Below are 21,352 nucleotides of genomic sequence, written 5' to 3'. Positions count from 1 at the left end.
AGGGAGGGATCTTTCGTGACCAAGCGGGAAGACAAAAAGCGTCCCGTACCGCAACCGTATTTCCAGTCGGATGGCTCGTACGATCAGTTCATTGAACCGGACGTCGAATCGGAATCATGGGAAGAGTTCGAACGCCCTGTCTCCGATGCGCCGGATGCTTATGAAGAAGAAAAATATCGTCGTGAGTCGTAAGCTCATGAAACATGCCCCGTCCGGTTTCCCGGACGGGGCATGTTTCTGGTCACTTAAAGCGGTACGCGTTCTTCTCTGCTTGTTTGACGGTATACATCGCTTCATCCGCCCGGATCAAGAGCAGACTTGTCGTCCGTCCGTCATCCGGATAACGGACAATGCCGATCGACGGGGTGACTTGCATTGCGTGCGCTCCAAAAAAGAAAGGATCGTTCAAGCGAAGGAGGACGTCTTCCGCGTACGTGATCGTTTCTGCCCGACTGCGGGCGAGGAAAACGATGAACTCGTCACCGCCGAGCCGCGCCGCCAAATCGTCCGGCATCAAATCAAGTTGCAGGCGCCGAGCCGTCTCCTGCAGAACGTAATTCCCGGCATCATGCCCGTAATGGTCATTGATTTGCTTAAAGCCATCGAGATCGATGAACAGAAGTGATCCCTCCGTCAGCGTTGAAAGCTTCGCGCCAAGGTGATCCTCGAAATATCGGCGATTCGGGAGTGCCGTCAAGGCATCGTGGTAGCCAAGTTCCTGGAGCCATTTTTCTTGCGATAAGGCTTCCGTCACATCGGATAAAATGACGTAGCGATCGGGGTCGTCAGGAATCGGAATCAATGTTGCTTCGAACGTCTGTCCGTCGACGGGACGCATCACCAGTTGCTTTTCACCTGTCTCCAGTTTTAGGAACGTAGCAAACAGTTGATCGACTAACGCATCAGGGACATAACCATTTGGAAAATAGCGTTCTGCCGCCGGATTCATCGCTTTCTCATGCCCATTGCCGTCGAATCGAACGATTGGTTGCGGGTGAGCGAGGAAAAGACGCCGGTACTCTTCCTTTCGGAGTTCCAGTTGTGCCGTATGACGGTCGATCCGGTGTGTTAAGTCGACTTCGAATGTCTCGAGTTCGGTCAGTAATCGGCGATTCACCCGTTCAGAGAAAAACTGCCGAAACGTAAACAACGAAAACATGACGATCAGTGTCGGGAAGTAGACATCCTGCGCCATCGACAGGAATGTCACTCCTGTCAGTAGAACGATCAGGCTGATATACGGGAGGTACGGTCGTCCGAGCTGGTCGCGCGCCGGCTGTTTCGGGGGGACGTCCTTGAAGTAAAGCGCTAACTCATACAAACTGACCGCATAAAACGGGAAGAAACACGCCGCATAGACCAATTCATTTCGCAGGAAGAACGTATAATATCCAAGATTCGCGACGATGAATACCATCATGGCGACGATCAGCCGTTGATGTGCCGGACCCCAGAGTCCCGTTGCATACAAAATCAGAAAGAAGAACAACTGCGCGATGAAACTGATGGCGTAGCCAAGCATGGCGACGAACTCGATGTCGGAGCGAGCGAATGTCGGTAAATGCCGTAAGATGATCGTGTAGCCGAAGACAAAAACCATTCCGAATAACAGGATGCCATCGATATAAAATAGCCGCGCGTGGCGGATCGATGACCAGTCGATCAACCGGGCAAAGGCGATCGCAGTCAGCGCGAGAAAGACAGTCAGCGTCAGGTTGGCAGCAGAGTCGACTTCAGGTGGATGGGGGATGAAGGTCAGGATGAAGTTGATCCACAGTCCACTGGCGAACAGGAGGATTGCGATGCCAACCGAACGTTCCGGGTGTTGCGGGAAAAACCAGAGCCTGGCTATTATTGCGATATAGGTGACGCCGATTAACGTTGAAAGCACAGCAACGATTGGAACGAAAGGCGTGCCGCTAACGAGCACCATCAAGCCATAACTGATTAGTAGATAAACAATGGGTAACGTCGGTCGCATACCGGACCTCCTTTCCTAAAACAGTATGTTGGCTTTTTTCGACGAGTGGTGAAAAAATCCTTGTTCCGTCTACTGACGAACAAGGATTAGTCCTGCTCTTGCACCCATTCCCAGTGGAGATGTGCGTCTTTTTTGATTTTGTCTGATGCATCTTGGCTTTGAAATAAACGGCTGTACCAAAGCCGGGCCAGCTCTTTCTCTTTTGTCACGGCGTACAGATCAGCGATCCGCAGCAAGAGGATGTCTTCTGGAATCCCGCTTTCCTTGACCGAAGTATAGCTCTCATAAAGCGAAAGATACTTCTCGATCGCTCGGTTCGCCCAGAGCTGTTCTTCTGCTGACTGCTCCGTCAAGCGGTGCAACCAGGACAGCCGGACACCGAGCATCGCTTGAATCGCCGGTTTCTGCTCCGTCACTTGTGCCGTGTAAAGGCAGAGTTTATAGAGCTGAATCGCCTGCTCAATTGTCCGCTCGGTACCAGCGAACGGTAAGACGGGGAGCGCCGGCAGGATGTGGTCTTGCAGTGTCGTTCGAACGCCTGGCGATAACTTTCCAAACGATTCGTGGAAGAAAAACCGGCAATGATTGCACTGAACCGGTTCATAGAGATAGACATTGACGCCTTGATGACGGATAAAGCCATCAAAGTCGGTCGAGGCGACACGGATGTGCCGTGACAGGACACGTTTCGTTTCCGTTATCTTCAAACAGTAGGGGCAGGTGCATTTTTTAAGATATAAGTCTGGCATGTAGGGAACTCCTCTAACTATGAATTACACGAAGACGTTGACGAGCATACCTTTGATTTCGCCGACTTGGTCGAGGATATCGAGGCGGCGCGACTCACCGGAGATGACCGTATCCGTCAACTGGAGAAGCTTTGCATCGACTTGTTCGACGACTTTATAAATCTTCGTCCGACCGCGGCGGTTGAAGCCACGTTTTTCTTCGAGTTGTTGCGATTGGTCGAGGGCATCTTTTAAGAAGTCCTTGATCTTTTCTTTATAGCTTTCGAGGTGTTCAATCGTCTGACTCTCAGCGAGCAATTGCCCGTGTTCTTCGACGAGGGCGAGCTTCTGCTGCAGACGTTCGTACCCTTTATGTTCCCGTTTCTCCTGCATCAGGGCAGAGAAGGTCGTCGACGCCTCGACTTCACGCGGACCACCTTTTAAGGACTGGAGTCGTTGCGTTTCTTGGATGCGGCGGATATCCATCGGGTCTGCCTCCTTAGTTGAGTAATTGTAAGACGCCTTGCGGCAGAGCGTTCGCTTGAGCGATCATTGCCATCCCCGATTGGTTAAGGATGTTGTATTTCGCATATTCCATCATCTCACGCGCCATATCAGTATCGCGAATCCGCGATTCTGACGCTGTTAAGTTCTCGACGCTGACACTGAGGACGGATGATGTTGCTTCGAACCGGTTCTGGATCGCCCCGAGTTGTGCCCGTTGCTGGGAGATTGTATCGATTGCTTTCGTATACCGGCTGATCGCGTCATTCGCGTCCGTTGCCGTCATGACGCTAAGGGCATACTCGGGTGCATCGCTACTCGGGAAATCAAGCGGACGAATCGACGCCTCGGCTTGTGTCGTTGAACTGACGCCGATCGCGAGGGCTTGCATGTCGTCAATCGTGATCGAGATGCCTTCGTTTGCTCCAGCATTCGTTTGGATGAACAGGGCGTTGTCGGCATCGTTGAATTTCCCGCTCAACAGTTCTTTGCCGTTGAACTGTGTCGTCTTCGCGATCCGCGAGACTTCGTTCGTCAACTGGTTGATCTCTTCTTGAATCGCTGTCCGGTCTTCTGTCGCGAGTGTGCTATTACCAGCTTGGACGGCCAGTTCGCGCATCCGTTGCAATAGGTTGTGTGTCTCACTCAAACCGCCTTCAGCCGTTTGAATCATCGAAACACCGTCAAGGACGTTCTGTTCCGCTTTATCGAGCGCCTTCAAGCGATTACGCATCTTCTCCGAGATCGCGAGACCAGCTGCATCATCCGCACCTCGATTAATCTTTTGACCGCTCGATAGTTTATCCATCGTCGTCTTGACGTTCGTCTGGTTGATGCTGAGGTTGCGATAAGCCTTCAAGGCTTGGACGTTATTCGTGATTCTCATTCGTATTCCATCCCTTCGTATCGTTGATGATGTGCGGCACGCACGAGCGGTCGATCGACGGTCTGCGCCGCTTGCCAGGTGACGCGTAAGTCTTCTGCCAGTTCCAGTAGTTCGTCTAAGACATGCGGTGTCGTATAGACTTGTAACGTCTGCTCGGCAAGATAGTGATAGAGCGCGTCGAGTTGTGCGGTGATGATGCCACCGTCGTCATGCAGTCCCGCCTGCAGTTTGTCGAGTAACTGATAAGCCTTTTGTAAGCGTGCGTTCACCTCATCAAAGCGATTTGCGTCACGTGCGAGAATGGCACGGTCATATTGGAGGACGAGTCCCGTCAACATGACTTCCGTCAGCTGTTGCGGGGTCATCGCGTAGAGTTCTTGTTCTGTCATGTCTGCCGTCCTTTCGCGTTGTCGAGTTCTTCGATCAATAAGAGCAGTTCTGCCATCACGTCGTACAGTTGCGGGGGAATCGCCGTCCCGAGATCGAGATCAAGTAAGTGACCGAGCAGGGACGTATCGTGTTCGATCGCGACGCCGTTCGCCCGTGCTTCTTGCAGAATTCGGTCGGCAGCTTGTCCGCTTGCCCGAGCGACGACGACCGGTGCTTGACCGGATGCTTCATCGTAGCGGAGGACGGCAGCGGTCTTGCGTCCGGTTAAATCGATTTTCTGATACATAACGGTCTCTCCTTTTTAGATACGGTAGTCGTAGCCACGTGGCGTCTCGTCTTGTTTGACGGTCTCCGTCACTTGCTCGCGCGTGAACGGACGGAATTGGATCCGGACGTCCTGGTAACCAGTCGCTTGCAAGGCGTCCGTGGTCCGGTCGAGGAACGGGGTCGCCAGTTGTTCAAGAACTGGGGAATCATTTTCAATCGTGATCTGCATCTTCCGGTTGACGGTCTCGACGCGGACACCGATTTCACCGAGGCGCGGCGTATTGAGCTGAACATACAACGTATTGTTTTCCCAGTCGATCACTTCGTCCGGGCGTTTGTTCTGTAAATGGACATGCAGTCCTGCCGTCGCTTCGACGAGTTGGACCGGCAACGCCAGCAGAATCTGGTTCAACTGTTGCTGGCTGTCCGGTTTATTAACTTGCTGTTGTGCTGCGAGGAACGTCTGCAATTTGGCGGCTTCCGGATTCGCTGCCGGCGTACTGAGTTTCAGTTCCGCTGTCTGGAGCTGAAGCGTCTTTTGGACGGTCTCCTGCAAAAGGCGTGGACTGTTCTGTTGCGGCTCATACGGAACAGCTTTTGTTGCCGTTTGTGCCGGTAACGTTGGTGCTTGCGGTGGCAGTCCTTGCATCTCCGGTAAGTAAGTCGGACGGACGTTCGCTGGCGCATAGCGGAAGGCTTCAAAGGCGACTCGGACTTCCTGTAAGACGGCTTTTGCCTCTGTTCCACGTCCGAGTAGCGCCAGTTCCGCACCCCGCTCGAGTTTCGATAAGAAATGAATCAGCTGTTTTTCATCCTTCATCGAGGTATGCAATAAAGCGTCCGTTTGCTGGAAGATTTGTTTTAAGCGTTGCGCCGTACTCTCGATGACGGCGACCATTTGGACAGGACGTGTCTCAACGAGCGGTTCGATTTGCCGGAGTTGTGAGACGATCGTTCGCTGTTGACTCTTGAAATCGTTCGTAATCTCAGCAAGCCGTGGCGTCACTTCGCGGACGAGCGTCAAGGCAGAGCGGACCGGTGTCGTTTGCGCTGCTTGAGCTTCCGGTTGACTTGCCCGTGCCGTCAGACCGATCAGTTGCTCGCGGACGCTCGTCTTCGGCTCGAGTGGCGCTTGCGGGAAGTAAGGCGCGAGCTGTTTGCGAACTGTTTCGACATCGCCTCGTTCGAGCGTAGCGACGAGAGCCGGGCGTTTTTCCGCTGGTAGATGTTCAATGTATTGCCGGATATGCAAGGGCGACGCTGTCTCGATCTCGCGTTGCGTCGGTAGCGTCACGCGAGCGACGTCAAGCGCGACGGCTTTTTCGAACGTCGGCTGCTCCTTTAAGGTGTCGCGTTCCGGCAGGACGTCCGGATAGTCTTCCGTCGTCGCGAGGAGACTCGCGATCAAGACGTCGGCGTCAACGGGCAGTGTCGTGTCCGGTCGCGACACGAGTTCGAGTGCTAAGTTCTTATAGGTTCCTTGCAGTGCCGTCACGAGCTGGGCGACGATTTCCGGTGTCTGCGGCAGTTGACCGCTCGCGAGTAACTTCGCAACAGCTTGCTTTAGTTCAGCTGGCACGCCTCCTAGCAAAGCAGGGTCAACATTTGATGGAACGGACAGGACAGGTGGGGTTTCCGCGTCTGGTGTCGCGGGCGTCAATTGTTCAATCAAGTAACCTTCTGCAGTCTGTCCTTTGACCTTGAACTGAAAATCACCTGTCGGAACGTCGCCCGTGAAGGTCATCTCGATCTTATCCCGACCGACCTGGACGAGAGCCGTATGTGGACCAGTCTGCTCAAGGACCGTACCTTTATAGGTCTTCGTCTCCGAAAGCGGCGTCTGACCAGGGGATTGCGCCGGACGTGCCGGGTTCAATTGGATGTTCATCGAGAAGCCTCCTTGTTTTTTAAAACTATCATCTCATTATATATCGGCAGAAACCAAAAAGGATTGAGCGAATTCATCGCCCAACCCTGATTTTTTTACGGTTAATCTTTAAGATTTGATTGCATTAAAGCGTTCCTCTAATGTCATCGCGTTCAATTGTTGATAACGAGCCATCAGCTCGCCAGTTGCTTTCATTTGGTTGCGGACGATGTAAGGAGAGGCGTTTACGGGAAGGATCATGCCATTACGAGTCTTGAGCTTCGTCTGTCCGTCTTCCTCGATGACTTCGGACATGTGGCTCCAAGCGTACCACTCGCAATCATCACGTTTCGGTGATTTCGTTGGGAAAAACACGAGGCCAAGTGTCGGTTCAATAACGACTGGGACTTTTCCTTTCACAGATGCGACACGTTTTGCTGTCACGATGCGTTCCTCGATGGAACTGTTGTATTGCCTGCAGGAAAGCTGCAGTAGTTGATACGGCCGAAGCGGTGTCATGATGGTCGAGCCATCCTCGAGTACGATGATGGATTGCTTCATCATGTCGTAGCACGGGAGAATCGCCACCGTCCGTTTCGTGATTCGATACTTTTCGTCATTATGGAATGGTCGCATTCGACTACATCCTCCTTAAGATAGGACAATGGATAAAATAGGTAATTACTAACGATATAATACAATAATACAACTGTAATGACAACGTAATTTTTTAAAATATAGACCAATAAGTAGGGAATATTATTCATTTTTCGGGATGAATTCAAATTAATCAGAATTTTTAATTGTCAATAATTCCTTCTTTTGATAGACTAAGCCGTAGAGAGCTTGCTCTCGAACTCTGGTTTGCGAAGGGAACGTGAATTCGAATGGAACAAGGTAAAGTAAAATGGTTTAATGCTGAAAAGGGTTATGGTTTCATCGAGACGTCTGACGCGAAAGACGTATTCGTACACTTCTCAGCGATTCAAGTCGATGGCTACAAATCACTTGAAGAAGGCGAAGAAGTGGAATTTGAAATCGTTGAAGGCGATCGTGGTCCACAAGCTGCGAACGTTTCAAAGATCTAATCCAATAGCAGCCGCCACCGTTTTTAGGCTATTCGCCTAAAAGCGGTTTTTTGTTTTGAGTTTAGATGAAACGGGTATATACGTTAACATCAACATGCTTCAATATTATCGTACGCTAAGAACCGGAGTGAACGTTCATGAGAATGTCATCGTTTTCATGGTCTTCCTTCACTTATCGTGCTATAATAAAAACGAACCAAAGAATTTCGAATATTCAGAAGGAAACGACTGAAGCATCTCGAATTCATAGGTTCAACCGGTTACTTAAGGAGGAGTTTACATGATCTACAACATTCGCGGTGAAAACTTGGACGTCACAGATGCTCTCAAGGATTACGTCGAGAAAAAGCTTGAAAAGTTAACTCGTTATTTTACAACTCCTACGGAAGCGCAAACGGCTTATGTCAATCTCAAAGTCAACAATGAGAAGCAAAAAGTCGAAGTGACGATTCCAATGCCAAACCTCTTGCTCCGTGCAGAGGATATCAATGGCGATATGTATGCAGCAATCGACCTCGTCGTCGATAAGCTCGAACGTCAAATCCGGAAACACAAAACAAAGTTGAACCGGAGAGGACGCGCTAAAGAAGGCGGCATCGGAGAGTACTTCAAAACGCTCGAAGGACCGGAAGCGGAAGCGCCAGTCTATGAAGAGGACGAGGCAGAACTCGAACTCGTTCGGACGAAGCGTTTCACACTCAAACCAATGGACACGGAAGAAGCGATTCTTCAGATGGACATGCTCGGACACGCATTCTTCGTCTTCTCAGACGCAGAAACGGGCAACACGAACGTCGTCTACCGTCGTAAAGATGGTCGTTACGGTTTGATTGAACCAGAATAATGAATGCAACAGGGACTCGCTCTTACGGGCGGGTCCCTTTTTGATATGATGGAAAACTATTTTTAAACAAGGTACGTTTGCTTTATGACAAAAGACCGAGACCGCTGCTTGGTCCGCTTGTTGAAATTTGACGTCGTATTCGGTACACTGAATAAAGGAAAAATCTCGGAATTCTGTTCGTTCAAAGAATCGTTCGAAGTAAGGGGACTGTAAGGCATGGCTAATTTTCTAAAAGAATTATTTGCACCAACGAAACGTGTCCTGAAGAAAGCCGAAAAAGCAGCAGACGCTGTAGAAGCATTCGAGACACAAATCGGTGCGTTATCGGATCAAGAACTTGAAGGAAAAGTCGTTGAATTCCGTGAGCGTCTTGCTAACGGAGAAGACTTAGATGATATTTTACCGGAAGCTTTCGCGGTCTGTCGCGAGGTTTCGACACGCGTTCTCGGCATGCGCCACTACCGCGTTCAGTTGATTGGTGGATATGTCTTGCACAACGGGGACATCGCCGAAATGAAAACCGGGGAAGGTAAGACGCTTGTTGCGACACTCCCTGTTTATTTGAATGCCCTCGCTGGCAACGGCGTTCACGTCGTTACCGTCAACGAATATCTCGCAAAACGTGACCGTGACATCATGGAGCCTCTTTATGCGGCACTTGGTCTCTCAGTCGGCTTGAACCTCTCAAGCATGTCGCGTCAGGAGAAACAAGCAGCCTATAGCTGTGACATCACGTACGGAACGAACAACGAGTTCGGTTTCGACTACTTGCGTGACAACATGGTCCTCTATAAAGAAGACCGTGTACAACGACCGCTCCATTACGCTGTCGTCGATGAAGTTGACTCGATCCTCGTCGATGAAGCACGGACACCACTCATCATCTCAGGGTCTGCCGAGAAATCGACAGCGCTCTATTCGCAAGCGGATGCATTCGCAAAAATCATGAAAGCAGATGAAGACTACACAGTCGACATCAAAACGAAAAGTGTTCTGTTGACGGAGCAAGGGATCGACCGGGCTGAGAAATACTTCGGCATCGATAACCTGTTCGGTCTTGAGCACGTCTCACTCAACCATCACTTGAGCCTCGCACTGCGGGCGAACGCCGTCATGCACCGTGACGTCGACTATATGGTTCGTGAAGACGAAGTCATGATCATCGACCAGTTCACAGGTCGTGTCATGGAAGGGCGTCGTTACTCGGAAGGTCTGCACCAAGCAATCGAAGCGAAGGAAGGCGTCGAGATTCAACGCGAATCGATGACGCTTGCGACGATCACGTACCAAAACTTCTTCCGGATGTATACGAAGCTTGCTGGGATGACCGGTACAGCGAAGACGGAGGAAGAAGAATTCCGTAATATCTACAACATGCACGTCGTACCGGTTCCGACGAACAAACCAGTCGTCCGAAACGATATGCCAGACTTGATCTTCAAAACGATGAACGGGAAGTTCGCTGCTGTCGCAGACGAAATCGAACGTGCCCACCGCGAAGGACAGCCGGTCCTCGTCGGTACGGTTGCCGTCGAGACGTCGGAGTTGCTCAGCAACATCCTCAAGAAACGTGGCATCCGTCACGAAGTCTTGAACGCGAAAAACCACGCACGTGAAGCGGAAATCATCGAGAACGCCGGTCAAGCGAACTCGGTCACGATCGCAACGAACATGGCCGGTCGTGGTACCGACATCAAGCTTGGTGAAGGTGTCTTAGATAAAGGCGGTCTCTTCATCCTCGGGACAGAACGTCACGAATCACGCCGGATTGATAACCAGCTCCGTGGTCGTGCTGGTCGTCAAGGAGATCCAGGGGCATCACAATTCTATCTGTCACTTGAAGATGAATTGATGCGTCGTTTCGGTTCCGATTCGTTACAGTCGATGATGGATCGTCTCGGAATGGATGATTCACAACCGATCGAGAGCCGGATGGTGTCTCGTGCCGTTGAATCGGCTCAAAAACGCGTCGAAGGAAATAACTTTGATGCCCGGAAACAAGTCCTCGGCTACGATAACGTCATGGCGGACCAACGGAAAGTCATGTACGCGGACCGAGCAGCAATTCTCGATGCGGGTTCCGTATCAGATATCGTCCGTCCGATGATCGAGCAGACGATCGAAGCAGGCGTCCATCAGTACACACCGGTCGAGTTCGTCCCGGAAGAGTGGAGCATCGGTGCGCTTGCAGAATGGGCAAACCAGACGCTTGCAATCGAAGAGAAGGTCACGGAAAGCGACCTCTTCGGAAAAGAACGCGAAGAAATCATCGAGTTGCTCAAAGAGCGGACATTCGCACACTACGAGCACAAACGGTCAGAAGTACCAGCCGAAGCATTTGATGAGTTTGAAAAAGTCATCGTTCTTCGTGCCGTTGACCAACACTGGATGAACCATATCGATCAAATGGATCAACTCCGTGAAGGGATTCACCTCCGGGCATACGGTCAAAACGATCCGCTCCGTGAATACCAATCGGAAGGTTCGATGATGTTTGATGCGATGAACGCTGCGATCGCAGAAGAAGTGACGCAATTCGTCCTTCGTGCAGATCTCGATCCGAACCTCAAACGCGAAAAAGTCGTCCAAGACGAAGTCGCCGTTTCGGGTAAGGAAGACAAAGCGGTCAAGAAAAAACCGGTCCGGAAAAATCCAAACGACCAAATCGGACGTAACGATCCGTGCTGGTGTGGGTCCGGTAAGAAATATAAGAACTGTCACGGCCGTCAGGCATAAGTGATGAATCGACTGAAAGAGAGGCAGGAGATTCCTGCCTCTTTTCACGGAAAGAGAAGGTGGAACACATGGAATTAGCAGAAATTCGCAACACCGCCGAGTGGATGGAAAAGAAACTCGACGAATATAAGGCATCACTCGACCTCGAGTCGAAGATTGCCCGGATCGAAGAACTTGAAAACGAGATGACATACCCAGACTTCTGGAACAACCAGGAATCGGCACAAAAAGTCATCGATGAGTCGAACGGCTTAAAAGCGATGGTCGACAAATACAAAGAACTCGAAGCAGGTCACGAGAACGTCGCTTTGACGTACGAATTGATCAAGGAAGAGCCGGATGCGGATCTTCAAGAAGAGCTCGAGTCAGAACTTGGCGATCTCAAGAAGAAGTTTGAAGACTTCGAACTTCAAATCCTCTTGAATGGCGAGTATGACGCAAACAACGCGATCCTCGAGTTACACCCAGGTGCGGGTGGTACCGAGTCGCAAGACTGGGCATCGATGCTACTGCGGATGTACCAACGTTTCTGCGACAAGCAAGGCTGGAAAGTCGAAACGATGGACTACCAACCGGGTGACGAAGCGGGTGTCAAATCGGTCACACTCCGTATTCAAGGGCACAATGCCTATGGATACTTAAAAGCCGAAAAAGGGATCCATCGTTTAGTCCGGATCTCACCGTTTGACTCGTCAGGTCGCCGTCATACATCGTTCGTCTCGTGTGACGTCATGCCGGAATTCAACGATGACATCGACATCGAAGTCCGTACGGAAGATTTACGGATCGATACGTACCGTGCCTCTGGTGCCGGTGGTCAGCACATCAATACGACGGACTCGGCTGTCCGGATCACACACGTTCCAACAGGCGTCGTCGTCTCCTGTCAACAAGAACGGTCGCAGATCAAAAACCGTGAAGCGGCAATGAAGATGTTGAAAGCGAAACTTTATCAACGCGAAATCGAAGAGCAGCAAAAGAAACTCGACGAGATCCGTGGTGAAAAATCGGATATCGCATGGGGTAGCCAAATCCGTTCGTACGTCTTCCACCCATACAGCATGGTCAAGGATCACCGGACGAACTATGAAGTCGGGAACACACAAGGAGCAATGGATGGTGACATCATGGGCTTCATCGATGCGTACCTCCGTCTCATGAATATGTAAGACAACCAACCAGTCGGACGATGTTCGACTGGTTTTTTGACCGTCAAAGGGGGAACAGTGATGCAGGAGCAAAGTCGGGTCAATAAACAAGCGTGGGAGTACCGGGCGTATGAATTTTGGGAGAAACGCGACGGAACGCCAGCAGAATATGCTGCGATCATCAAACAAGATCCAGCCGCAAGCCTGAAGAAACATCGTCGTCATCTCGAAGACGTAGCCGGGAAGACGATCGCGAACATCTGTGGTTCGAACGGACGCAAGACGGTGCCGTTAGCGTTACTCGGGGCAGACGTCACGGTGTTCGATATCTCGGAGGAGAATGCGCGGTACGCGCTAGAACTCGCCCATGCTGCTGGAACAAAGATTGAGTATGTCGTCGGCGATCTCTATGCAATCGACCTTGAGCGATACAGCGAGACATTTGATCTCCTCTACTTAGAAGGTGGGATTTTGCATTATTTTGCTGATCTCGAGCGTTTTCTGCAGATTCTCTTTACAATGTTGAAGCCCGGTGGACAGTTGATCCTGAGTGACTTTCATCCGGTCGGACGCTGGATTGATACGGACTTGACGTATAAACCGTGTTATTTCGATCAAGCGGTACAGGCGGGTGACTTGGCATATAAGACGCACTTTACGGACGAGGAGCAAGTCGATTTTCCGGATGTCTCCGTCCGCTATTTTACACTGAGCGAAATCTTAAACGGTGTCCTGCGAACAGGTTTCACATTAAAGCGATTCGATGAGCATCGGGGCTGGAACGGTGAGAACATTCCGAAGGAATTTACGCTTCTTGCAACAAAACCACTCGAAGGGAGCAATATCTGATGATCATTCGTAAAGAAGGCTTCAAGGATGCAGCGGGAATCCGGCTCGTTCACGAAGCGGCATTCGAACAACCGAACGAGGCAAACCTCGTCGATGCCTTACGTGAGGATGAAGCAGCGCAACCGGTCTTCGGTCGCGTCGCGGTAACTGATAAAGGAGAAATCGTCGGACACGTCCTCTTAAGCCGGATCCATATCGATGACATTCCGTCGCTTGCTTTAGCACCAGTCGGCGTCCTGCCGGTCTGGCAACGAAAAGGCATTGGTTCCGAATTGATTCGCCAAGTGATTGAGGATGCGCGGGATGCTGGTGAATCGCACATCGTTGTACTTGGTCACGACAGCTACTATCCACAGTTTGGTTTCGAACGGACGATCGACTATGATATTCACCCACCGTTCCCCGTTCCGCCAGAGGTCTTTCTCGTCCTTGCGCTTGAACGACATGGGTTGCGCGGTGTTAGCGGCATCGTCCGCTACAGTCCGCCCTTTAGTGCGGTATAAAGGGAACACTGTGAGTTGTTCCGCCTCTCTAGTCGTTGTCTGACTTTTCCGCTAAAATGAAACACGAGAATCAATCGATAAGGGGAAATGGAATGTCATGACATCGACACGTCAGGAAGTCGTGCGCGATTATGCGTATTTGTTAATCGGGTCCTTGTTCGTCGCAAGTGCCTTTAGTTTGTTTTTAGCACCGAATCAACTCGCCTCAGGAGGCGTCAGTGGCTTATCGATCGTCTTGAACGATTTGTTTGGGATCTCGCCCGGGTTATTCCAACTCGTCGCGAACGTCGTCTTGCTGGCGGTCGGTTGGATGATCCTCGGAATGGGGTTTGGCGTCAAATCACTCGTTGGTTCAATCTTTTTACCGGTCGTCATCCTCGTCTACGAGCGGTTCGACGTTCCGGCTGCGACGATGAATCCGATGCTTGCCGCGATCTTCGGCGGTGCCGGTGTCGGGATCGGACTCGGTCTGATTTTCCGGGGACGGGCGTCAACCGGGGGAATGGATTTGATCGCGCAAATTTTGCATCGCTTCACGAAGTTGCCGCTCCATCTCTGTATCGCCTTGCTCGACGGAACGATCGTCATCAGTGCGGCGACGATCTTTTCGCTTGAGATTGGACTGTATGCGCTCGTCGCCTTATTTATCACGATCAAGATGATCGACGTCGTCCAGCTTGGGATTACGAACGACAAGCTCGCCTATATCATCTCCGATCAGCGGGAGGCGTTAGTGAAGGAAATTTTCGAGACGCTCGATCGCGGGGCGACGGAAATCGAAGCAGCAGGTGCGTTCACACGGACACGGAAACCGATGTTGATGGTCGTCGTTCGCCAAGGGGAGATCACGACGCTCAAAGAGATCGTCAAACATATCGATCCGTCGGCGTTTCTCGTCGTCAGTGAAGCCCACGAAGTGCTTGGTCTCGGTTTTACCGACGATAAACGTTACCGGAATGTGCCGTAATTGTTCTTAATGCGTGAAGTTTTTGTGAAATCACGCTTAACTCTTCCGGATAACGGTTATACTCTAACTAGGTCAGAAGCGTTTACTTAGATACTTACAGAGGGGGATATCCGGATGAAGCTGAAAAACTTGTTACTTGCGTTAGGGTTAGGAACGACACTTGCACTCGCAGCATGTGGCGGTAGTGATGATTCAAGCTCTAGCGATTCGTCAAGCACGAAGGAAGAGTCGACGATGAACGATGATTCGTCGAAGACGGAAACAGCCGTCGATGCGGAAAAAATCTTCGCGAACAACTGTGCATCGTGTCACGGGAACAACCTTGAAGGGAACGTCGGACCGAACCTGACGAAGGTCGGCTCGAAGTATTCTTCAGAAGAAATCCAGGAAATCATCAAGAACGGGAAAGGGCAAATGCCTGCCGGACTCTTGAAAGAGGATGAAGAAATCGTTGCCGTTGCTGACTGGCTCGCTGATAAAAAGTAATTATGGGATATGATGGGGTACGAGATGACACACACGACATGTGTTCGTCATTCGTGCCTCTTTTTTATGGTATAATCGCCTGAAATGACATTTGATTGTAATGTGCGTTCAATTTTGTCCCTGTTATAATGGTGGTCGGTAGGTTTTTAGACCTATCCATTCAGCATCAGTAAATAAGTAAGGATGTGAAGTACGTGATCAAGATGCAACGAATCAGTAAGATTTATCCGAACGGCGTCACGGCACTCCGTGAGGTCGATTTGACGATCAATCAAGGCGAATTCGTCTATATCGTCGGTCCGTCGGGTGCGGGTAAATCAACATTCATGAAAATGATGTACCGCGAAGAGAAACCCACGAGCGGTTCATTTTTATTTAAAGGAATCGAAGTCGGTAAGCTGAAAAACCGTCAAATCCCCGAACTTCGTCGCCAAATCGGCGTCATCTTTCAAGATTTTAAATTACTCCCGTCCTTGACGGTTTATGAAAATGTCGCCTTTGCGCTAGAAGTCGTAGGGGAAGACAAAGCACAAATCCGGAAGAAAGTCCTCGAAGTCCTCGATCTCGTCAAACTCAAGCATAAAGAGCGCAACTATCCGGACGAATTATCTGGGGGCGAACAACAACGGATCTCGATCGCGAGAGCCATCGTCAACCGTCCGTCACTCGTCATTGCCGATGAGCCGACTGGGAACCTAGACCCGGATACAGCATGGGAGATCATGGAAGTATTTGAAGAGATTTATCGCCGTGGGACAACGGTCGTAATGGCGACACACAACCGAGACATCGTTAACAAGATGCGTCATCGTGTCTTAGCGATCGACGGAGGAAAAATCGTCCGAGACGAAGAGAAAGGAATGTACGGCTATGAAGTTTAATGGATTCCGTCATTTACGGGAAGGGGCAAAAGGTCTCGTCCGGAACGGCTGGATGACATTCGCTTCTGTCAGTGCTGTTACCGTTACTTTACTTCTCGTAGGAATATTCGCGATGCTCATGTTCAACGTCAACAAGATTTCCGATAACGTCGAAAAAGACGTTGAAATCCAAGTGTTCGTCGAACGGGAAGCAGACCAGTCGAAGATTGATGCAGTGGGTGACTCCCTCAAGCAGATGCCGGGTGTCAACTCTGTTCGTTATAGTTCGAAAGAAGAAGAACTGGACCGCTTCAAGGAGCAACTTGGCGAAGGCTCACAAGCCTATCAGTCGGTTGAAAAGGATAATCCACTTCACGACCGATATATCGTCAAAGCTACCTCACCAAAAGAGACAGAAACACTTGCAAATTCCATCAAAAAAATGGAAAATGTAGATAGTGTCGAATATGGTAAGGACTATGTTAAAAAGATGTTTAACTTCCTTGAAGGAGTTCGGATCGGTGGAATCATCCTGATCGTCGGATTGACATTCATGGCAATGTTCCTCATTTCGAACACGATCAAAGTCACGATCTTCTCCCGTCGCCGGGAAATCGAGATCATGCGCCTCGTCGGAGCGAAAAACGGATTCATCCGTGCGCCGTTCTTCGTCGAAGGATTATTGATGGGCGTATTAGGTGCCATCATCCCGATCGTCGTCGTCTACTTCGGTTACGAAGTCTCATACAACGCGATCCAACCGCAACTTGCTACCGTGAATGCGGGAATCTTCTCGCTGATTCCGCCAGGAGAACTGTCGGCACAAGTCGTCTTGATCCTACTCGGACTCGGTGCATTCATCGGTGTATGGGGATCTACGACATCACTCGGTCGTTTCTTGAAGATTTAAGTGATTCACTCAAAAATAAAATAGAGGAGAGATGCTTCTCATGAAAGTCCGATTCTATTCTGCCGTCCTGAGCTTAGCTTTGATTGGAACTAGTGTGTCCGTTGATGCCACGTCGAAAGAAGATTTGCTGAAGGAACAACAGGAGGTCGAAAGTCGTCTTAAAGAGACGGAACGATCACAGAGTCAGACATCAGAGAAGTTAATCTTGACGAAACAGGAGCGCAAGGAAGCCCGTGCGCAACTGGATGAAGTCAACAGCCGTTTGGATGATTTAGCGCTTAAAATAGCCGATCAACAAGCGGCTGTTGCTGCATCTAAAGAACAATTGCGTCTGACGGAAGAAGCGATTTCCGAGACGTTGAAGGAACTGCATCAGCAAGAAGATTTGCTCGGAAGCCGATTGCGTGCCGTCCAGCAAAAAGGAGACGTCAAATATATCGAGGTCCTGCTCGACGCGAAGGACTTCGGTGATTTGATTTCGCGTTTCAGTACGGTCAGCGAGATCATCAAACAAGATGATAATGTCTTGCAGGCTTATAAGGCGAACGTCAAGCAATTGAACGAACAGCGCTCGGAACAAGCGTTATTACTGGAGAGCATGAAACAGGAACAACGGAAGTTACTCGTACTTCAGACGCGGATCATCGCGGAGTCTGATTTGAAGCGGAAGCTCGTCGTCCAGTTGAACACGAAGGTCAAGGAACTGCAACAAGAGCAGTTCTCGAAAGCCGAAGAGGCGGAAATCCTCGCGGATCAGCGCCGTCTGATCCAAAACGAATTGATCGCCCTGCAAGAAGCGGAACGGAAAGCAAAAGAAGAGGCGAAACGCAAAGCGGAAGAAGCCGCACGGGCAACAGAAGCCAAGCGTCAAGCGGAAGCTGCTGAAGCTGCACGAGAGGCAGCAGCGCAACAGGAACAGAAAGAGGCGCCGAAAGCAGAGGCACCAAAAACAGAGACGTCGGTTCCTGAGACTGAGACGCCAAGTGCAACACCGGATACGAGTGTTGATGTCGACGTCAGTCGACCATTTCACTTACCAGTCAAAGGCTATGTCTCGTCACCATTTGGTCCGCGGAACAATCCATTGACAGGGAAGCCGGAGCTGCATACGGGCATCGATCTCGTCAATGCGAAAGGGACTCCGATTCATGCGGCAGCCGGTGGGATCGTCCTCCGTGCCGGTAGTGCGACCGGGTACGGAAATGTCGTCATGGTGACGCATTTGATCGACAGACAGGTCTATACGACCGTCTATGCGCATCTCGACTCGATCAGTGTGTCTGCAGGTCAAACGGTCATGCCAGGTCAAACGGTCGGGACGCTCGGCTCAACTGGCTGGTCAACAGGACCGCATCTGCATTTCGAATTGCATAAGGGAGAATGGGCGGTCGGACAACCAAATGCAGTGGATCCGGCACCGTACATCTTTTGACATCCCATAGAATACCGAAAAGATAGGGTAACCTATCTTTTTTTGCTATACTGAAAAAAATACTGCGTTTTTTAACGGAAGTGGGGAATCAAGCGTGAAAAAATCTACAACAGCAGTCATCGCGGTCAGTACCTTCGGGCTTGGTTTAGGGGCAGGCGCCGTCGGGATGCTAGCGGCTGGCGGAACGGATTCTGTCTCGACGTCATCGTCGTCTGCGAATGCAACGGGTGATTGGAAAAAAGTGGATCAGGTTCGTCAAATGATCGAACAGAATTATCTAGAGGACGTGACAGATAAAGAACTGCTGGACGGTGCGCTATCCGGTATGGCGGAAGTGCTTGACGATCCGTATTCCGTCTATATGGACGAGTCGGAGACAACATCGTTCAATACGAATCTATCGTCTTCCTTCGAAGGGATTGGTGCGACGCTTGAACAAAAAGGCGAGTCAATCGTCATCGTCTCACCAATCAAGGGATCACCCGCTGAAAAAGCCGGGATCAAACCTGGTGACGTCATTTTAGAAATCGACGGCAAGTCGACGAAAGGGCAAAAGACGGATCAGGCGGTCAAGAAAATCCGTGGTGAAAAAGGAACGAACGTCGTCCTAACGATTCAACGTAGTGGACAAGACGCGATGGACATCACGATCAAACGGGATACGATTCCGATTGAAACGGTCTATACGTCGACGGAAGACGTCAACGGGAAGAAAATTGGTGTCTTGCAAGTGACGCAGTTCTCAGAACCGACGGCTAAAGAGTTCGAGAAGGGGCTTGCGAAACTCGAGAGTCAGAATATCGATGGACTCGTCATCGACGTCCGCGGGAATCCGGGTGGTCTTTTGACGGCTGTCTCAAGTATGATTGCACCATTCATTCCGAAGGACGTTCCGATTTATCAAGTCGAGAACAATAAAGGGGAGCGGCAGCAGGAATTCGGGAAGGCAGACGAGAAGAAACCTTATAACATCGTCGTGCTCGAAGACGGCGGATCAGCGTCAGCATCCGAGATTCTGGCAGCCGGTCTGAAGGAAGGTGCCGGGGCTGAGGTCGTCGGTACAAAATCGTTCGGTAAAGGCATCGTCCAAAGTGCGTATGATTTAAAGGACGGTAGTGATTTGAAGTTGACAACAAACAAATGGCTGACGCCGGACGGTAACTGGATCCATAAAAAAGGGGTCAAGCCAACGATTGAAGTCAAGCAACCAGCGTACTTCAACGTCACGAAGATCCTGACTGACAAAAAGTCGCTTGAAGTCGGCGATTACGGTAAATCGGTCGAAAACGCTCACTTAGTTCTCGAAGCAATCGGTTACGAGCCAAAAGGACAGGATGGGTATTTCGGTGACACGATGAAGCAAGCTGTCGAAGCCTTACAAAAGGATGCGAAGCTCGACATCACTGGAAAAATCGATCAGCAGACAGCGGGTGAGATGGAGACGCGTCTCCTGAAGAAACTCGAGGACGACAAAAATGACGTCCAGCGGAAAAAAGCACTCGAGGTCGCTGCTCAATAATAAGGAATGGAAAGAGGTCTGAATGCGCGTGGAATTACTCGATGAAATTGGTTGGACCGCGATTAGTCTCATCGCCAGTCCGACCTTGTGGTTAGCACTCCTTGTCAGTTGGGTCATCGGCATCCGGCGTGTCAAACGGGAACGTGGACTATTTCGCTCCCGGACACACGGAAAACGAAGCGATGTCCTCGAAACACTTTTACCAGGGTTACTCGTTGGTCTCGTCTTATCCGTCGTCAGTGGCTGGCTCGGATTGACGCTGACGCCGCAATACGCTTTGCTGTTACTCGGATTCTCAAGTGTCCTGCTGTTGATCGGCATCGTTCGCTTGAACGTACCGCTTTGGCCGATCGTCTTGCTTGGACTTGCCGGTTGGTTCCTAATGGATTCACGTCTTGATCCGGTTCGAGCGGTTGAGCCGAAAATGATTTTATTGCTTGCGACGTTAACGCTCGTCGCGGAATGTCTACTCGTCTGGTGGCGCGGGCAACGACGCCTGTCACCGTCACTCGTCGTCTCGAAGCGTGGTCGCTTCATCGGTGGGCTGTCAGCGAATAAACTTTGGCTATTGCCTTTGCTCGTCTTTGTTCCGGGCGACGTGCTTGAAGCCTGGTGGCCACGTTACAGCTTCCCAGAGCTCGTTCCGATCGTTCTCTGGTTACCGATCGGCTTCAGCTTCCTCTTTACGGGTAAGTTGCCGAAAGAATTGATGCGTCCGCTCGTTCAAGGACGTTTGATTACGAGTCTCGTCGCGATTCTCTTGACGGTTCTTGCATACGTCACCGGACAAGCTGAATGGCTGTACGGAATCGTCTTGTTGCTCGTCCTGCACATTGTGTTGCATCAGCGGGTCAAGCGATTGAACCGGGCACAGACCCCATTGTTCCTCAATGGAACGCGTGGTGCCGTCATTCTCGGAACGCTACCTGATAAACCAGCTGCCGAGATGGGCTTGATTCCGGGCGAAGCGATTTATAAGGTCAATGGTGAAAAGGTCGATTCGGAAACATCGTTCTACGAAGCCATCCAAAAACACAAACCGTATCTGCGTCTTGAAGTCATGAACCATAACGGAGACATCCGGTTTGCGCAACGTGCCTTCTATGAACAAGATCATCATGAGCTCGGCATCCTGTTCGTCAATGAGCCGGTCCATGGTCGCACTAAAGTGCGGTCCTTGCATTAACGAGTACATCCCTGTCACGGAACAGCCGTGACGGGGATTTTTTTGTCGGCAGAAAAATCGAGGATCAACACTCGAAGCAAAAAAGAAACTTTTGCATTTTCGAAAAAAAGGGTAACTTCCTAAAAGGAGCACTTCATAATCGAATGTTTGTTCGTAAAGTGGTACAATAAAAATAGATTTTTTACGTGATGAGGGGGAAGC

The 21,352-nt window shown here is 50.5% G+C and carries 22 protein-coding genes; 14 read left to right on the top strand and 8 right to left on the bottom strand.

Features of this window, described 5'->3' with window-relative positions; genetic code table 11:
* The first annotated feature begins 15 nt into the window (after positions 1-15).
* Positions 16-192 (top strand): hypothetical protein, encoded by a 177-nt coding sequence (locus L985_RS17055; RefSeq protein ID WP_169738097.1) that lies wholly within the window; start codon positions 16-18, stop codon positions 190-192.
* Between the two features lie 49 nt (positions 193-241).
* On the opposite strand, the gene L985_RS13530 is transcribed toward L985_RS17055, so the two are convergent.
* The 8 genes from L985_RS13530 to L985_RS13495 all read right to left on the bottom strand — a co-directional run bounded on the left by L985_RS13530 (position 242) and on the right by L985_RS13495 (position 7,259).
* Positions 242-1,981 (bottom strand): sensor domain-containing diguanylate cyclase, encoded by a 1,740-nt coding sequence (locus L985_RS13530; protein WP_047393257.1) that lies wholly within the window; start codon positions 1,979-1,981, stop codon positions 242-244.
* An 86-nt stretch (positions 1,982-2,067) separates the two neighbouring features.
* Positions 2,068-2,730: a DUF2225 domain-containing protein gene (locus L985_RS13525; RefSeq protein ID WP_047393261.1), complete on the bottom strand. Its 663-nt coding sequence runs from the start codon at positions 2,728-2,730 to the stop codon at positions 2,068-2,070.
* A gap of 24 nt (positions 2,731-2,754) precedes the next feature.
* Positions 2,755-3,195, bottom strand: a complete 441-nt coding sequence (locus tag L985_RS13520; RefSeq protein ID WP_047393264.1) for a YaaR family protein — start codon at positions 3,193-3,195, stop codon at positions 2,755-2,757.
* A 13-nt stretch (positions 3,196-3,208) separates the two neighbouring features.
* Positions 3,209-4,099: a flagellin N-terminal helical domain-containing protein gene (locus tag L985_RS13515; RefSeq protein WP_047393266.1), complete on the bottom strand. Its 891-nt coding sequence runs from the start codon at positions 4,097-4,099 to the stop codon at positions 3,209-3,211.
* The gene (locus tag L985_RS13510; RefSeq protein ID WP_047393269.1) at positions 4,096-4,488 is read right to left on the bottom strand and encodes a flagellar export chaperone FliS; all 393 of its coding nucleotides are present in this window, start codon (positions 4,486-4,488) and stop codon (positions 4,096-4,098) included. The genes L985_RS13515 and L985_RS13510 overlap by 4 nt, the downstream gene beginning before the upstream one ends.
* Positions 4,485-4,775, bottom strand: coding sequence for an EscU/YscU/HrcU family type III secretion system export apparatus switch protein (locus L985_RS13505; protein WP_029342503.1), 291 nt, complete (start codon positions 4,773-4,775; stop codon positions 4,485-4,487). The genes L985_RS13510 and L985_RS13505 overlap by 4 nt, the downstream gene beginning before the upstream one ends.
* Positions 4,776-4,790: 15 nt before the next feature.
* A complete protein-coding gene (locus tag L985_RS13500; protein WP_047393273.1) occupies positions 4,791-6,644 on the bottom strand; it encodes a hypothetical protein in 1,854 nt (617 codons plus the stop codon).
* Between the two features lie 108 nt (positions 6,645-6,752).
* A complete protein-coding gene (locus L985_RS13495) occupies positions 6,753-7,259 on the bottom strand; it encodes a competence protein ComK (RefSeq protein ID WP_029342501.1) in 507 nt (168 codons plus the stop codon).
* Positions 7,260-7,510: 251 nt separating this feature from the next.
* Here L985_RS13495 and L985_RS13490 point away from each other — a divergent pair, with 251 nt between their 5' ends.
* The 13 genes from L985_RS13490 (at position 7,511) to L985_RS13430 (ending at position 21,151) form a co-directional block, all read left to right on the top strand.
* Positions 7,511-7,711 carry a cold shock domain-containing protein gene (locus L985_RS13490; RefSeq protein ID WP_023469248.1) on the top strand — a complete coding sequence of 67 codons (201 nt, stop codon included), beginning with the start codon at positions 7,511-7,513 and terminating at the stop codon, positions 7,709-7,711.
* 280 nt (positions 7,712-7,991) lie between these two features.
* Complete coding sequence (gene hpf / locus L985_RS13485; protein WP_023469247.1) at positions 7,992-8,555, top strand: ribosome hibernation-promoting factor, HPF/YfiA family; 564 nt, start codon at positions 7,992-7,994, stop codon at positions 8,553-8,555.
* 216 nt (positions 8,556-8,771) lie between these two features.
* Entirely contained in the window at positions 8,772-11,291 is a 2,520-nt protein-coding gene (gene secA, locus L985_RS13480) for a preprotein translocase subunit SecA (protein ID WP_029342500.1), read from the top strand.
* Positions 11,292-11,359: 68 nt separating this feature from the next.
* Positions 11,360-12,460, top strand: coding sequence for a peptide chain release factor 2 (prfB, locus tag L985_RS13475; protein WP_023469245.1), 1,101 nt, complete (start codon positions 11,360-11,362; stop codon positions 12,458-12,460).
* 60 nt (positions 12,461-12,520) lie between these two features.
* On the top strand, positions 12,521-13,288 hold the full coding sequence (locus L985_RS13470; protein WP_047393281.1) for a class I SAM-dependent methyltransferase: 768 nt from the start codon (positions 12,521-12,523) through the stop codon (positions 13,286-13,288).
* Complete coding sequence (locus L985_RS13465) at positions 13,288-13,791, top strand: GNAT family N-acetyltransferase (protein WP_047393284.1); 504 nt, start codon at positions 13,288-13,290, stop codon at positions 13,789-13,791. The genes L985_RS13470 and L985_RS13465 overlap by 1 nt, the downstream gene beginning before the upstream one ends.
* 97 nt (positions 13,792-13,888) lie before the next feature.
* Positions 13,889-14,758, top strand: coding sequence for a YitT family protein (locus tag L985_RS13460; protein WP_047393288.1), 870 nt, complete (start codon positions 13,889-13,891; stop codon positions 14,756-14,758).
* Positions 14,759-14,872: 114 nt separating this feature from the next.
* Positions 14,873-15,244: a cytochrome c551 gene (cccB, locus tag L985_RS13455; RefSeq protein ID WP_201247400.1), complete on the top strand. Its 372-nt coding sequence runs from the start codon at positions 14,873-14,875 to the stop codon at positions 15,242-15,244.
* A 194-nt stretch (positions 15,245-15,438) separates the two neighbouring features.
* Positions 15,439-16,125: a cell division ATP-binding protein FtsE gene (gene ftsE, locus L985_RS13450; RefSeq protein ID WP_035410018.1), complete on the top strand. Its 687-nt coding sequence runs from the start codon at positions 15,439-15,441 to the stop codon at positions 16,123-16,125.
* Entirely contained in the window at positions 16,115-17,014 is a 900-nt protein-coding gene (gene ftsX / locus L985_RS13445) for a permease-like cell division protein FtsX (RefSeq protein WP_029342494.1), read from the top strand. Before ftsE ends, ftsX begins: the two co-directional genes overlap by 11 nt.
* 40 nt (positions 17,015-17,054) lie before the next feature.
* Positions 17,055-18,446 carry a M23 family metallopeptidase gene (locus tag L985_RS13440; protein ID WP_047393295.1) on the top strand — a complete coding sequence of 464 codons (1,392 nt, stop codon included), beginning with the start codon at positions 17,055-17,057 and terminating at the stop codon, positions 18,444-18,446.
* 94 nt (positions 18,447-18,540) lie between these two features.
* Entirely contained in the window at positions 18,541-19,965 is a 1,425-nt protein-coding gene (locus L985_RS13435; RefSeq protein WP_047393298.1) for a S41 family peptidase, read from the top strand.
* A gap of 22 nt (positions 19,966-19,987) precedes the next feature.
* Positions 19,988-21,151, top strand: a complete 1,164-nt coding sequence (locus L985_RS13430; RefSeq protein WP_047393302.1) for a PDZ domain-containing protein — start codon at positions 19,988-19,990, stop codon at positions 21,149-21,151.
* Positions 21,152-21,352 lie beyond the last annotated feature (201 nt).

Source organism: Exiguobacterium sp. ZWU0009, from assembly GCF_000798935.2.
Classification (GTDB): domain Bacteria; phylum Bacillota; class Bacilli; order Exiguobacteriales; family Exiguobacteriaceae; genus Exiguobacterium_A; species Exiguobacterium_A acetylicum.
Note: the sequence above shows the minus strand (reverse complement) of the source record. Positions and strands in the feature narration are given on the sequence as shown.

What these genes read in the sequence shown, in the direction of transcription:
- L985_RS13530 (WP_047393257.1), bottom strand. Translation starts at nt 1,981, where the DNA reads ATGCGACCGACGTTACCCATTGTTTATCTACTAATCAGTTATGGCTTG.
- L985_RS13525 (WP_047393261.1), bottom strand. Translation starts at nt 2,730, where the DNA reads ATGCCAGACTTATATCTTAAAAAATGCACCTGCCCCTACTGTTTGAAG.
- L985_RS13520 (WP_047393264.1), bottom strand. Translation starts at nt 3,195, where the DNA reads ATGGATATCCGCCGCATCCAAGAAACGCAACGACTCCAGTCCTTAAAA.
- L985_RS13515 (WP_047393266.1), bottom strand. Translation starts at nt 4,099, where the DNA reads ATGAGAATCACGAATAACGTCCAAGCCTTGAAGGCTTATCGCAACCTC.
- L985_RS13510 (WP_047393269.1), bottom strand. Translation starts at nt 4,488, where the DNA reads ATGACAGAACAAGAACTCTACGCGATGACCCCGCAACAGCTGACGGAA.
- L985_RS13505 (WP_029342503.1), bottom strand. Translation starts at nt 4,775, where the DNA reads ATGTATCAGAAAATCGATTTAACCGGACGCAAGACCGCTGCCGTCCTC.
- L985_RS13500 (WP_047393273.1), bottom strand. Translation starts at nt 6,644, where the DNA reads ATGAACATCCAATTGAACCCGGCACGTCCGGCGCAATCCCCTGGTCAG.
- L985_RS13495 (WP_029342501.1), bottom strand. Translation starts at nt 7,259, where the DNA reads ATGCGACCATTCCATAATGACGAAAAGTATCGAATCACGAAACGGACG.
- L985_RS13490 (WP_023469248.1), top strand. Translation starts at nt 7,511, where the DNA reads ATGGAACAAGGTAAAGTAAAATGGTTTAATGCTGAAAAGGGTTATGGT.
- hpf (WP_023469247.1), top strand. Translation starts at nt 7,992, where the DNA reads ATGATCTACAACATTCGCGGTGAAAACTTGGACGTCACAGATGCTCTC.
- secA (WP_029342500.1), top strand. Translation starts at nt 8,772, where the DNA reads ATGGCTAATTTTCTAAAAGAATTATTTGCACCAACGAAACGTGTCCTG.
- prfB (WP_023469245.1), top strand. Translation starts at nt 11,360, where the DNA reads ATGGAATTAGCAGAAATTCGCAACACCGCCGAGTGGATGGAAAAGAAA.
- L985_RS13470 (WP_047393281.1), top strand. Translation starts at nt 12,521, where the DNA reads ATGCAGGAGCAAAGTCGGGTCAATAAACAAGCGTGGGAGTACCGGGCG.
- L985_RS13465 (WP_047393284.1), top strand. Translation starts at nt 13,288, where the DNA reads ATGATCATTCGTAAAGAAGGCTTCAAGGATGCAGCGGGAATCCGGCTC.
- L985_RS13460 (WP_047393288.1), top strand. Translation starts at nt 13,889, where the DNA reads ATGACATCGACACGTCAGGAAGTCGTGCGCGATTATGCGTATTTGTTA.
- cccB (WP_201247400.1), top strand. Translation starts at nt 14,873, where the DNA reads ATGAAGCTGAAAAACTTGTTACTTGCGTTAGGGTTAGGAACGACACTT.
- ftsX (WP_029342494.1), top strand. Translation starts at nt 16,115, where the DNA reads ATGAAGTTTAATGGATTCCGTCATTTACGGGAAGGGGCAAAAGGTCTC.
- L985_RS13440 (WP_047393295.1), top strand. Translation starts at nt 17,055, where the DNA reads ATGAAAGTCCGATTCTATTCTGCCGTCCTGAGCTTAGCTTTGATTGGA.
- L985_RS13430 (WP_047393302.1), top strand. Translation starts at nt 19,988, where the DNA reads ATGCGCGTGGAATTACTCGATGAAATTGGTTGGACCGCGATTAGTCTC.